Below are 13427 nucleotides of genomic sequence, written 5' to 3'. Positions count from 1 at the left end.
ATCGCCCTGTCACTTGAATGGTTTATTGCCCGGCAATAGACATGCGTTCAACCAGTATTGAACCCGTACGGATATTGCTGCGGTAATCGACATCGCTGCCGACGGCCACGATATTTTTAAACATGTCTCTCAGATTTCCGGCGATCGTGATTTCTTCGACCGGATATTGTATTTCGCCGTTTTCGACCCAGAATCCGGCAGCGCCGCGCGAATAGTCGCCCGTCACCGTATTGACGCCTTGCCCCATCAGTTCTGTCACCAATAAACCGGTATTGAGCTGTTTTAACATGCCCAGATAATCATATTCACCAGGATCAATCGTTAAATTATGCACGCCGCCGGCATTGCCGGTACTGCGCATGCCGAGCTTGCGGGCCGAATAGGTGCCCAGAACATAGCCGCGCAGAATGCCGTTGCTGACGATATCGCGCGTTTGAGTAGCGACGCCTTCGCCATCATAATTGGCACTGCCCAAGGCACCTTTTAAACGCGGTTGCTCGTGAATACGGACAAATTCGGGAAAAACTTGCGTATCGAGCGTATCGAGCAAAAATGATGATTTGCGGTACAAGTTACCGCCGCTGATCGCGCTGATAAACGACCCCAGAAGCCCCGAAGCGACCTCGGCCGCGTACATGACCGGACATTGCCGAGTGCTTAAACTGCGGCCCTGCAAGCGACGGAGGGTCCGTTCAGCAGCTTTTCTGCCGACATCAGCGGCCGACTCGAGATTGTGAGCATTTCTGGACACAGTGTACCAGTAATCGCGTTGCATGCTGTCTCCGCGTTGTGCCAATACAGAACAGCTCAGTGAGTGACGGGTCGAGGCATACCCTTGCAGAAAGCCCAGTGTATTGCCCATAACCCGGATGCCCTGATGGGTATTGACCGATGCGCCTTCAGAATTGCTGATTTCCGCATGATAGCCGCGCGCGGCATTTTCGCACTCGATAGCCAGCGCGATGGCCTCATCGGCGCGCAGATCCCACGGATGACTAAGTTCCAGATCCGGAAATTCAGTCGCCAGCTGTTCTTTTTCCGGTAAGCCGGAATATTCGTCTTCGCTGGTATAGCGGGCAATACTACAAGCCGCGCTGACGGTTTCCCTGATCGATTCCGGCGATAAATCCGTCGAGCTGGCGGAACCTTTCCGCTGGCCGAAGTAGACGGTCACGCCAAGCCCCTGATCGCGATGATGCTCTATCGTTTCGACATCGCCGAGGCGAGCCGTTACGGATAAGCCGCTTTCCTGACTCAAGCCGGCTTCGGCTGCGCTGGCGCCTTGGTTTTTAGCCTCATCCAGTATGGACTGAACAATCGTTTTTAATCGGCTGATTTCTTCCTGGGTCTGCAACATATGTTCTTAAGTTATTGTTTTTAGGTTTAAGTGCCGCCTAAAAGTGTCTTTTGTATTCACCACAAAGAAACACAAGATGTTTATCTTCGCAATCCTCGCGGCAGCTATAAATTCTAATGGTTCATCTTCATCTAAACACTGGTGCCACCGACGGTCAGCCCGTCAATTTTCAGCGTAGGCTGACCGACGCCGACCGGTACGCTCTGGCCGTCCTTGCCGCAGGTGCCGACGCCGCTGTCCAGTTCCAGATCGGTGCCCACCATGGACACCTTGGTCAGTACATCGGGACCGTTGCCGATGAGGGTCGCGCCTTTGACGGCCTGCGTGATTTTTCCATCCTCGATCAGATAGGCTTCACTGGCGGAGAATACGAACTTGCCGGAAGTAATGTCAACCTGACCACCACCGAAATTCTTCGCGTAAAGACCCTTTTTTACTGATCTTATGATTTCTTCCGGATTATGCGGCCCAGGTAGCATATAGGTGTTGGTCATGCGCGGCATCGGCAGATGCGCATAGGATTCCCGCCGGCCGTTGCCGGTAGGCTTGACGCCCATCAGGCGGGCATTGAGCTTGTCCTGCATATAACCTTTCAGAATACCGTTTTCAATCAATACGGTTTTCTCGGTCGGCGTGCCTTCGTCATCGATGCTCAATGAGCCGCGCCGGTTTGGCAGCGTGCCATCATCGACAACAGTGCACAAATCGGAGGCGACCCGCTGGCCGACCCTGCCGCTGAATGCGGACGTGCCTTTACGATTGAAATCGCCTTCCAGGCCGTGCCCTATCGCTTCATGCAGCAAAATGCCGGGCCAGCCTGGCCCCAGCACGACAGTCATGTTGCCGGCCGGCGCCTCGACAGCCTCCAGATTGACCAGCGCCTGTCTGACCGCTTCCCTGCCGTATTCGAGCGCCTTGTCATGATCGATGAAACCGCTGTAATCGCTACGCGCCCCGCCGCCCATGCTGCCCTGCTCGCGTCGGCCATTTGCCTGTACGATCACAGTGACATTCATGCGCACCAACGGCCGGACATCGGCCGCCAGCGAGCCGTCCTGATTGGCTACAAGAATACTTTCATGAACACCGACCAGGCTGACGATGACTTCTTCAATACGGCTGTCCAGCTTGCGAGTCTCGATGTCGACCCTGCGCAACAAATCGATTTTCTGCTGGTCCGCCAGGGATTTCAATGGGTTCAGCGGCGCATAATAGAGCGGCCAGTTGGCTGCTTTCACGATGCCGACTTGTGCTTCCTGTCCTTGCCGGACGATGGCTTTAACATTGCTGGCCGCCTCCAGCAGTACTGGCAGTTCAATCCGGTCGCTGTAGGCAAAACCGGTTTTTTCGCCCGACACTGCACGTACGCCGGCGCCCTGCTCGATGTTATGGCTGCCTTCTTTTATGATGCCGCCCTCCATGATCCAGGATTCGAAATGGCTGGACTGAAAATAAATATCCGCCGCATCAACCGGTGCGCTGAGCAGCTGGTTCATGATTTTTTCGATATCGCCATCCTGTATGCCGGCCGGCGTCAGGATTGATTGTCTTGCAAGGTTTAATAGTTCCATACAAAAATTTAAATTAGTGTTATTAGCGCAACAGATAGTTCCGGAGCGCTATTCTTTTTTCAGGTCATCGCGTAGGGTTTCATGCAATGACTTCAACAATCTCCCTGCACCATCGGTTGGTTTGCCATTATCAGATGAACTATCAGGGTTGGTTTTATCAACGGCTTCAGCGCTTATTGCCGTTCCGTCGTCTCTGGCTTCCAGTTTTAGCAAATAATCTTCTTCGGCATAGTCATCCTTGAAAAACGAGAAAGAGCTTCCAGGGTCATAATCGTCAGGATCATAGGTGACATAATAAGCCTTTTCCTCCCGGTTACGATCCGTAATTTCGATATCCTGTTGCTTTAAAGCTTGAGCAAGAGTGTTCCAGGCTTCGTCGAAAGGCTGCTTGATGACAAACAACGTTGAATTTGAATCAGTCATATAGACTTTAGTTCCGAGCCCGGTTTTGGCTTCCTCTTCCGACTCGGAGTTACTGTCGGCTTCCTTTTGTTCATTGGCCGGTTTGTTGGCGACCAGTGTCGGAGGCCTTTCAAGCATAGAGGTGTCGCGGTAATGAGCCTCTTCCGTTGTTCCACAGGAAACCAAGACCGCAGTCAACAATGCAACAGGAATTAAATTTTTAACGGTTATTTGCATAGATGACTATATCTTTAAAAGAAACGACGATGATTCAGTGCCGGAAATGCGCCGCGGACTCTTTCCAGGCGCTCCAGATCAATATCCGCGCAGACGAAACCGCCGCCGGTTTTATAGCAATCCAGCACGACACCCCACGGGTCGATGATCATGCTGTGTCCAAAGGTCTTGCGGCCATTCAGATGAAAGCCGCCCTGGTTGGGCGCGATGACGTAGCACAGATTTTCCACTGCACGCGCACGCAGCAATATTTCCCAATGCGCCGCACCTGTTTCGGCGGTAAACGCGGAGGGAATCACCAGTATTTCCATACCTTGCTTTACCATCTTGCGGAAAAACTCAGGGAAGCGCAGGTCATAGCAAACCGCCACACCGAGCTTGCCGAAAGGCGTATCGATCACCAAGGGATCAGTGCCGCATTCAATCGTATCCGATTCGCGGTAAACCTCATTCGTACCCGGCACGCTGACATCGAACAAGTGCACTTTATCATAGCGCGCCACTCGCTCGCCCTGGTCATTGTAAATAAGACAGGCCGCCCGCGTTTTATTGTCATTGTCGCCAGCCAATGGAATAGTGCCTCCGACCACCCAAACGCGGTATTTTTTAGCGACCGAGGACAAAAAATGCTGGATAGGCCCGGAGCCATCAGGCTCTTTCGCATTGAGCTTATCCGATTCATGCTCACCCATCAGGGCAAAATTTTCCGGCAAGGCAACCAGCTTTGCGCCGGCTTTTGCCGCCTCGCCAATCAACTTGTCGGCTTCCAGCAGATTAGCGCTGATACTGGGACTTGATGCCATTTGTATGGCCGCACATTTATTCATATTGACTCTCTTTATTATTCTCACGTTGCTGTAACCAGGGAAAATTGCTAATACCATTCCAGGTTTTCTGCAACAGACCATCGTTTTCATGCAGCGGAATAATTTCCGCATTCCCCCACTCGCCTTTCACGCGATACTGCGAACCGAAGAAGAAGCCTTCTTTGTCTTCGCCGGTCAACGAGCGCGCGACCAAGCCGGCTATTTTTCCCATAATTGTACCAGCAATAGGCACGGCCTCAGAACTTTTAGGCACGACATTCACATCGTGATCTATGGTTCCATTGGCAAGATCCGTATCCCCGCTAATAGTAATCTTTGCAGGCACGGCATCGACGGCTAAATCATGGGTATTAGCCACCCCGTTTAATAAATCAAAGTGCCCTTTGATGCTGTTAAACGTCAGTCCTTCCTCATACACATCGCTAAAATCAAGCTGTATGCGCTTGAGCCATTGAGCCATGGCCAGCATGCCCAGTACACGGCCGAACCCCGGCTCTATGCTCAGGATACGCCCGTTTATTAAATCGACATCGACCCGCCCATTCAGACTCGCCAACGAAAATTGAAACGGCGCGCCTTGCCAGTGCAGGTCATAATTCATGGCTCCGCTGGTTTCGGTCATGTCTTCTGTAATGCCGAGCCGTGCGAGCAGCCGGCCCCAGTGCGGCGTCTCCAGCCGACCTGTTATCTGCGACTCATACTGTCTCCATGTTCCTGACAAGGTCAATTTCTCATCCGTCCCGAGCAGTTCCACACGCTTGAAGCGGATGCCTCCCGGCATGCGCTCGGTTTCCAACAGCAACTGCCCGATATTGACTGAATGCCATAGCGTTTCACGGCTCGTAATATTCAATAAAGGCGTTTGTTCAGGATGCATGGCTGCGCCCTCGAGCCTGATCTGCCTTAAAGCCGAAATGTCCAGCGAATCCATATTCAGCTTAATGCTATCGCCATCATTAAGGCCAGTAGGCAGTTGGATTTCTCCTTTGGCGAATGAACTGCGAATATCGCCGAACCAATAGCCGCCGTCACGCTTTAGCGCCAAATCGAAAACGCCCAGCTCGGTTTTTTTCCAGATGCCCCGATCACTATGAATTTTTATTTCCCTGATGTCGCTCGTCATATCATCGCCATCTTCCTGGTTCTGAGCGGCTGCTTTCGACAGGCTTAACCATTCCGACAAATCCAGCCTGTCACGATTGATTTCCAGCTTGAGCCCTGCTTCCCCAGGCTGGTTCACTTCGCCGGCACCGACCAGAACATGACCCGAATAAATACGCTGCTGCTTCGCATTCAAGCTAATGGCCGCTTTCAGTTTGTTGTCATAATTCAATTCTATCGGCAATAACGCTTCACTAGTCAGGTTAAACCTCAGCGATAATGGTCTTTCCTGTCCAGCATCCTTGCCTAATGTATCAGGCAAATCCAGCGCTACCCCGGCCAATGTGGACTGAACTGTCAGTTCGGGTGACTTATCGCCATACGGCAATCGCAGTTGCAACTGATAAGCGGTTTCCCCTTCGGCAATATGCCACCAGGGCATTGTGAATTGCGCTTGCAGGTCATCCACGCCGGCACGACCCGCTACACTGACCATAGTCTGCATCTCATCGCTGTTCAGGTTAATCCGAATGGTATGGCCTAATGCCGTCGCATGGATCGTGTCGCTATAAAGCCCTTGCTCATTGAATTTCAAGGCGCCGGAAATGTCTTTCACCGGCAAATCCAGCGAGCTTACGGTCAGCTTGGCATTGTTCAGCTGCGCTGTTCCGTCGACTTTGGCATCGACCGTATCAACTAAAGGAATCCGCAACTCCAGCGCCACCTCGGTATTTCCGGCCGGCGTAATGACATCCCGCAAAGCATCGTATGTCGAATGCAACGGCGTTTGTTGCATAAAGCCCAGAGCCTGGCCGATTTCTCCAGCCACCAGTCCCTGGATCTGCAAATACTCACTTTCCTCCATCGATGGAATAGCCACTTGCGCCTGCTTAATCGCAACTTTGTCGCTTCTTCCCTGCTTCACGTCAACAAGCAAGCCGTCTTTTAAAAACATCACGTCCGCGGCCATGTTTGCTATGTGCGGCCATTCCGGGTGATAAGCCAGTTCCAGCTGTTCAGCCTCAAACAGGGTTTCAAAGACGCCGCTGCCATTTTTGAACGGGAAATCGCCGGGATTACCGTAAAACAACATGCCGCCTTTTTTTATGCGGCCGCCGATGAATGCCTGGTCCAACCAGTCAACGACCGGCTTTCCCATAATATTCGCCGGCAGATAATGTTTGACTTGGCTGACGTCATGCCCGACGAATGCGCTTTGCAGGTCCATGAAAACCTGTCCATCGGTTTTGGGAATAACGATGCGCAACCGATTTTCGCTCTGAAAATCAGCGTTATCGAGCCTGATCATCGGGCTGGCCAAAGTCCAGCCCGAGTCTGTTTGCCGCCAATCTATAATGCCATTCAGCTTGCCGATGGACAGCGCATTACGGAACAGCTCCGGCGACATTAGCCGGGCCTGTTCAGTCGCCAGGCGCACGGTGCCACCTTGATCGGTGCCTTTTATGTGGCCGGTTAAATTCTCCATGCCGGGGATCGAAGGCTGCGGAGCCATGCCGATGCCGGTAAAGCTGCCGTTAATGGCGAATTGATCCTCTTGCAGATTGGCAAACACGGAAAAATTCTCGATCAAGCCTCTTAATCGGGCTTGCGTCAGTGCCTTTGACTGCTGCTCCGACAAAGGGGCGAAGAAGCCGATAATGCCGGACGCTTCGTGCAGATCCAGCTGCTTGACGAACACGGCCAGCTTTCGGGACAAGTTGTCTTCAGTAAAATTACCGGACACACTGAAGTCGGCAGCCGGCCACTTTTTACTCGTGCCGTTAAGAGCATCGGCTGTTTCCAGCCAGAAATCCCTGACATAAAGCCGCCACTGATTGTCTTTGGCCTGCCATTGAAACCGGGTTTTCAGCCTGTCAACCGGAAATGTGCCCTTGTCTTTCCGGACAAGTTTCATCTGTTGAATTTGCGCTTCGCCAATAATCGACACAGGCTGGGAATTTTGCCAATCAGTCCAGGCTTTAAAATCGCCGATGCCGGAATCGATCTGCACAGTCAACGGCAGGCCGAGTTTATCCCACTCGGCCAGTTTTATCTTGCTGCCTTCAATAAAAACCGTGCCGTGAATGCTGGAAGATTCAAAAACATTGCCTTCCAGATCCATCGACACTTTTAATGCATTGCCGTACTGTGGCGGAAGCTTCATGAGCATGTTAATGCGGTGGCGTTTGGCATCGGCGGCATTAATGATCGCCAGATCCACATCATTGAATATCAGAGGCTGGCTGTTGTTTTTTTCGTCCTGCCAATTGATTTCACTGTGTAAAACCTCATATTTGCCACCCTGCATTAACCACAACGGTTGCCCATCACTGGCTTTCAGTCCGACGATGGCAAAACTTCCGTCGGGTTTATACTTTACGGTCAGTTTGGCGCCGACCAGCGTGACCCATGAAGAAGACAACAATTGCCTGTTGATCAACATATCGAGCAAATTGATGCCCAGGCGTATTTCGCTAAATTGGATGGGCGGTTTCTTATGCGTGTCCGAAGATAAAATAGCAATATCTTTGAGCACCAATTCGGGGCTAAACCCTCGCATTTTTGCGCCTAACCGGCCTATTTCCACAGGCGCGCCAATGAGTTCTTCGATACTGCCTGCCAGATTGGATTTATAACTCTCGATTCCGGACAATAACACACGCACGCCACTCAAGCCGATGGCTATCGCGACCAAGGACCAGAAAATAAGATGCCGCGTTGCCCGCGTAAGATGGTAAATTACAAAAACAGGCACAATATTGAAAGTTCTGCTACTGGTATCCTGCGCTTTATACAAACGCTGTTAGTTTTCTTTGGCGAGTGACCCCGCTCTACGGTTTTGTATCTTAAAGCAGAACTACATCATACTGCTCCTGATTATATTCCGCCTCCGCTCTGAATTTGATCTGCACGCCCAGGAACGCCTCCAATTCGGCCAGCATATCGGCTTCCTCGTCGAGCAACATTTCCACGACTTCATTGGATGCCAGCACCAGCAACTGCTGGACATTGTATTGCCTGACCTCGCGGATGATTTCCCGGAATATTTCCAGGCACATGGATTCGGCCGTTTTCAGAACGCCGCGCCCGCCGCAGGCCTTACAGGGTTCGCAGAGCACGTGCTCCAGGCTTTCGCGGGTTCTTTTGCGCGTCATTTCCACGAGACCCAGCACCGACACCTCGGTGATCTTGGTCTTGGCGTGGTCTTTTTCCAGATTGCGCTCCAGAGCCTGCAGGACCTGTTTCTTATGCTCTTCGCTTTGCATATCGATAAAATCGATGATGATGATGCCGCCCAGATTCCTCAGCCTGAGCTGGCGCGAAATCGTCTGGGCGGCCTCCAGATTGGTCTTGAAAATGGTTTCTTCCAGATTACGGCCGCCGACATAACCGCCGGTATTGACATCGACCGTCGTCATGGCTTCGGTCTGATCGAACACCAGATGCCCGCCCGATTTCAATTTGACTTTGCGCTCCAGCGCTTTTTGGATCTCGTCCTCGACACTGTAAATGTCAAAAACCGGGCATTCGCCAGTGTAATGCTCGATGACCGGCACCATTTCCGGCACGAACACTTCAGCGAACTCGATCAGACGATGATAGGTTTCCTTGGAATCCACGCGAACCCGCTCAATGCCTTCCTTATATAAATCCCTTAAAGTCCTGACGCTGAGCGGCAAATCCTTGTGGATGAACTGCTTGGGTTTGGCCGTGGCGATTTTGGCCAAAATTGATTCCCATAATTTCAGCAAAAATGTCATGTCCGAAAACAATATCGCCTCTTCCACACACTCCGCCGCTGTTCTGGCAATAAAACCGCCGCAGTCATACTGCTGCCGGAAGGACTCAATGCACGCGCGCAGCCGGGCTCTTTCGACTTCGCATTCGATGCGCTGAGATACGCCGGAATTGTTGGCATAAGGCATATACACCTGATACCGCGAGGGAATTGATATCTCCGTCGTTAAGCGCGCGCCTTTGGTGCCAATCGGATCCTTGACGACCTGCACGACGATGGGCTGACCCTCATGCAGATAATGTTCGATATTTTCCGAGCGTTTTTTTTCCAATTCCTTGCTGCACAAATCGGAAATATGCAGAAACGCGGCCCGGGGCAGGCCGATATCGACAAACGCCGCTTGCATGCCGGGCAGTACCCTGCACACTTCGCCTTTATAAATATTGCCCACCAGGCCTATCTGCCGGCTTCTTTCAATGATCAGTTCCTGCAGGACGCCGTTTTCGATAACGGCCACGCGTGTTTCGGGCGGGGTAACATTGATTAAAATTTCTTCGCTCATTTAAAAAAGCTCTATTCCTTGTTTAGCCAATAGTTTAGCGGTTTCGAATAAAGGCAAGCCGACCACGCCGGAAAAGCTCCCCTTTATAGACGCTACAAAAATCCCGCCCATTCCTTGAATGGCATAGCTTCCAGCTTTATCGACCGGCTCGCCGCTGTGCCAATAAGCCAATATTTCCCGCTCCGTTAGAGGCCTGAACGTGACGTCGGTAATGCTGACAGCCTGCCAGTGTTCGCACCCTCTGAGCGAAATCGCGCTATAAACCTGATGCGTCCTACCCGATAGCTGTGTCAGCATAGCGACCGCATCCTTTCTATCCTTGGGTTTTCCCAGAATCAAATCATCCAATACCACGGCCGTATCGGCCGCCAGAACCGGTACACTGGCGCCCAGTTGCTCAACACAGGCGGCCGACTTCTCCGCCGCCACGCGCTTTACATAATCCAGCGGCGCCTCGTTGACGCGAGGTGTTTCATCAAGGTCAACCGGATTGACCGCATAAGTGACCTTGATTTGGTCCAGCAGTTCCTTTCGGCGAGGCGAGGCTGAAGCGAGAATAAGCTGAACAGTCATTATCGATGATAGGGATGATTGTGAAGGATGCTCCAGGCGCGATAAATCTGCTCGGCCACGATGATCCGCACCAAGGGATGCGGAAATGTGAGCTTTGACAAGCTCCAGGATTCCCTGGCCATTTGCTTGACCGCATCGGACAGCCCTTCCGGCCCGCCGACCAGTAATGCGATATTCTGCCCGCCTTCCAGCCAACGTTCCATGGCCTGCGCCAGTTCGGGAGTCGTCCAGGGCTTTCCAGGGATGTCCAGGGTCACGATATGCGCGCCCTGAGGGATGGCTGCCAGCATACGCTCGCCTTCTTCCTTGACGATTCTAGCAACATCGCTGTTCTTCCCCCTTTTACCTGGAGCAATTTCTTTAAGCACAAGCTCGCATTCACGCGGCAAGCGCTTGGCATATTCATCATAGCCTTGCTGTACCCAGCCGGGCATACGGTTTCCTACTGAAATCAGATTTATTTGCATGCGGTGCAGAATACAGAGATCACGGTTTTGATGCAATGCAGCCTGTTAGACAAGATCGGCCATTAATAAATAATTTTGCCGATCGATCATCAGGCGCATATTGGCGAAAATGACACGACCTGTAGCTTAACAGCTCAGTCATATCAATCTGTTAGCGCAAATGTATAGTGTAGTCGTTATGACTCCGTTCTTGCTTGATTTTTTAACTTGATATACGAAAACTTTCGGGAGAACCCAACCCGTTTATTTGCAACAGGCTGGTTTCAGATGAACGGCACTCAAATTCTGTGCCGGATAAGAATTAAAGGGATTTTTGCTTACTTATTACATAATGCTAAATTAAGCAATTCAAGCTGCCTGGACAGGGATGGCGTGTGAGGAACGTAGAACTTCGTTCTTTTCGTTGAAATAAACCAACGTAGGCTTGTAGTTTGCCAGCTCTTTTTGATCCAAAATGGCATAAGCGCAAACAATGATCAGATCGCCAGGACAGGCCATTCGGGCCGCAGCCCCATTAACGGAAAACAATCCGGAACCTTCTTCCGCGCGAATGGCATAGGTCGTAAAACGCGCCCCGTTATTAATATTGTAAATCTGTATCTGCTCGTATTCTCGAATGCCTGAGAGATCAAGAATATTGCCATCGATTGCACAAGAACCTTCATAACCCAATTCCGAATGGGTTACTGTCGCTCTGTGTAATTTCGCTTTAAGCATCGTAAGTTGCATATTAAAAAACAATATAAATATTTTTAAGAACCGCGCATTATGCATTAATTGCATAATAGCATCAACTTTTTAGATATCAAAAAACCAACAGTGTCCAGTCTTTTCCATCATCACTTCAGGCATGTCGAGTTGCACCCAAATAAGTGAATTCGAGCAAGCACGTTCAATAAATCAAACACATAAATCATTGACTGTGATTTATCTGGAAAAATAGACATTATCAATCAACCGAGTACTCCCCAGCTTTGCCGCCGCCAATATAACTAAATCCTTGTCCTCTGTTTCAGCTTTTTTTAGATCACTGCTGCGGCATATGGAAAAATAATCAGGTCGAAAACCGACTTCCTGTAAAGACAATATTGCCCGAATCTCTATATCCGCATAAGGCTGCTTGCCTGCCAAAACGGCATCGCGCGCCACGCACAAGGATTCATAGAGTTTGGGCGCCGCCTTTATTTCTTCCGAGGATAAATAACCGTTTCTGGAACTCATGGCGAGACCGCTGGGTTCCCGCACCGTGTCTACACCGACGATTTCCACTGGAAAATTCAGATCCTTGACCATGGTCCGTATAACGGCCAACTGCTGAAAATCCTTTAGCCCGAACAGGGCGATGTCCGGTTGAACCAAATTGAATAGCTTACAGACGACTGTCGCCACGCCGTTAAAATGTCCAGGTCTGGACGCTCCGCAATGCAATTCGGATAGCCCGGCCACCGATACGGTTGTTTTGGCATCAGGCGCGTACATTTCCGAAACAGAAGGCAGAAACAGCAGGTCTGCCCCGGCAGTCTCGAGTTTTTCCTGATCTTTCCTCTCAGTGCGCGGATACGTCTCAAAATCTTCCCCTGCTCCGAACTGGGTGGGATTGACGAAAATACTGACCACCACATGATCGGCTTGTTTCCGGGCCTCACTGACTAGTTGCAGATGTCCCGCATGCAGATTGCCCATAGTCGGCACAAAAGCAAGGCGCTTACCGGCCAGGTGCCAATCTGAAATGGCTTCGCGCAGCTCAGATACTAAAGTAACTTTCCGCATGATATTAAAAGCTGTGTTCAGGTGCTGGAAACTGTGACTGCTTAACGGCCACATGATAAGCGGCAATGGCCTGCCCGATATCGGCAGCGCCCTGCATGAAATTTTTTGAAAATCGCGGCCGCTTGCCGCCGCCGATATTGAGCATATCGTAAAGCACCAGCACCTGCCCGTCGCAATCGATGCCGGCCCCAATACCGATAACCGGAATAGTGAGCTCAGTGCTGATATCCCTGGCCAGCTGTGCAGGCACGCATTCCAGAACCAGCAGCCCCGCCCCCGCTTGTTCCAGCTTACGCGCATCGGCAATAATTTTTTCGGCTTCGAGGCGCTCTTTACCTTGCACTTTATAATCGCCTAGCTGATTGATGGATTGCGGCAACAAGCCTAAATGCCCGCAAACCGGAATGCCCTGATCGACCAGAAAACTGACACAGCTAATGCGCGCCCCTTCGAGTTTGACCATTTGCGCGCCACCGGCCTGCATCAAACGGGCAGCGTTTTCGGCCGCCATAAGCGGCGAGGCATAACTCATAAAAGGCAAGTCAGCGATAATAAACGCCCGTCGCCTGATATGGCTGACACAACGGGTATGATAAACCATATCATCCATGGTAACCGGCAGGGTTGTATCACGCCCCTGAATAACCATACCCAAAGAATCTCCCACCAGCATCACATCGATGCCAATACTGTCGATCAGCATGCTGAAACTGGCATCATAAGCGGTGAGGCAACTAATTTTCTCACCGCGCAGCTTCATCGCCGCCAGATCATGGATCGATAATGGTTTTACCGTGGATAGCGAAGAATACTGAGTCATT

11 protein-coding genes are annotated in these 13427 nt (G+C 51.2%); all 11 read right to left on the bottom strand.

The features are described from left to right. Positions 1–22 precede the first annotated feature (22 nt). The gene (pmbA, locus tag METLU_RS0119595; RefSeq protein WP_036243313.1) at positions 23–1357 is read right to left on the bottom strand and encodes a metalloprotease PmbA; all 1335 of its coding nucleotides are present in this window, start codon (positions 1355–1357) and stop codon (positions 23–25) included. Between the two features lie 131 nt (positions 1358–1488). Then, complete coding sequence (gene tldD / locus METLU_RS0119590; RefSeq protein WP_027159712.1) at positions 1489–2928, bottom strand: metalloprotease TldD; 1440 nt, start codon at positions 2926–2928, stop codon at positions 1489–1491. Positions 2929–2976: 48 nt separating this feature from the next. Continuing rightward, entirely contained in the window at positions 2977–3567 is a 591-nt protein-coding gene (gene bamC / locus METLU_RS0119585) for an outer membrane protein assembly factor BamC (RefSeq protein WP_081679142.1), read from the bottom strand. Between the two features lie 14 nt (positions 3568–3581). Then, complete coding sequence (locus METLU_RS0119580; RefSeq protein WP_027159710.1) at positions 3582–4394, bottom strand: carbon-nitrogen hydrolase family protein; 813 nt, start codon at positions 4392–4394, stop codon at positions 3582–3584. Next, on the bottom strand, positions 4387–8250 hold the full coding sequence (locus tag METLU_RS0119575; RefSeq protein WP_196806567.1) for a YhdP family protein: 3864 nt from the start codon (positions 8248–8250) through the stop codon (positions 4387–4389). The genes METLU_RS0119580 and METLU_RS0119575 overlap by 8 nt, the downstream gene beginning before the upstream one ends. A gap of 91 nt (positions 8251–8341) precedes the next feature. Next, positions 8342–9796, bottom strand: a complete 1455-nt coding sequence (gene rng / locus METLU_RS0119570; protein ID WP_027159708.1) for a ribonuclease G — start codon at positions 9794–9796, stop codon at positions 8342–8344. Further along, a complete protein-coding gene (locus tag METLU_RS0119565) occupies positions 9797–10369 on the bottom strand; it encodes a Maf family protein (protein WP_027159707.1) in 573 nt (190 codons plus the stop codon). Next, complete coding sequence (gene rlmH / locus METLU_RS0119560) at positions 10369–10836, bottom strand: 23S rRNA (pseudouridine(1915)-N(3))-methyltransferase RlmH (RefSeq protein ID WP_027159706.1); 468 nt, start codon at positions 10834–10836, stop codon at positions 10369–10371. Before rlmH ends, METLU_RS0119565 begins: the two co-directional genes overlap by 1 nt. Before the next feature lie 348 nt (positions 10837–11184). Continuing rightward, positions 11185–11565, bottom strand: coding sequence for an aspartate 1-decarboxylase (gene panD, locus METLU_RS0119555; RefSeq protein WP_027159705.1), 381 nt, complete (start codon positions 11563–11565; stop codon positions 11185–11187). A 198-nt stretch (positions 11566–11763) separates the two neighbouring features. Beyond that, positions 11764–12606, bottom strand: coding sequence for a pantoate--beta-alanine ligase (gene panC, locus METLU_RS0119550; protein ID WP_027159704.1), 843 nt, complete (start codon positions 12604–12606; stop codon positions 11764–11766). 4 nt (positions 12607–12610) lie between these two features. Continuing rightward, entirely contained in the window at positions 12611–13426 is an 816-nt protein-coding gene (gene panB / locus METLU_RS0119545) for a 3-methyl-2-oxobutanoate hydroxymethyltransferase (RefSeq protein WP_027159703.1), read from the bottom strand. Position 13427: the final 1 nt, after the last annotated feature.

Origin of the sequence: Methylobacter luteus IMV-B-3098, assembly GCF_000427625.1 — a bacterium.
Lineage (GTDB): Bacteria > Pseudomonadota > Gammaproteobacteria > Methylococcales > Methylomonadaceae > Methylobacter > Methylobacter luteus.
The sequence above is the reverse complement of the archived record's forward strand: the minus strand, read 5'-3'. Positions and strand labels throughout refer to the sequence as shown.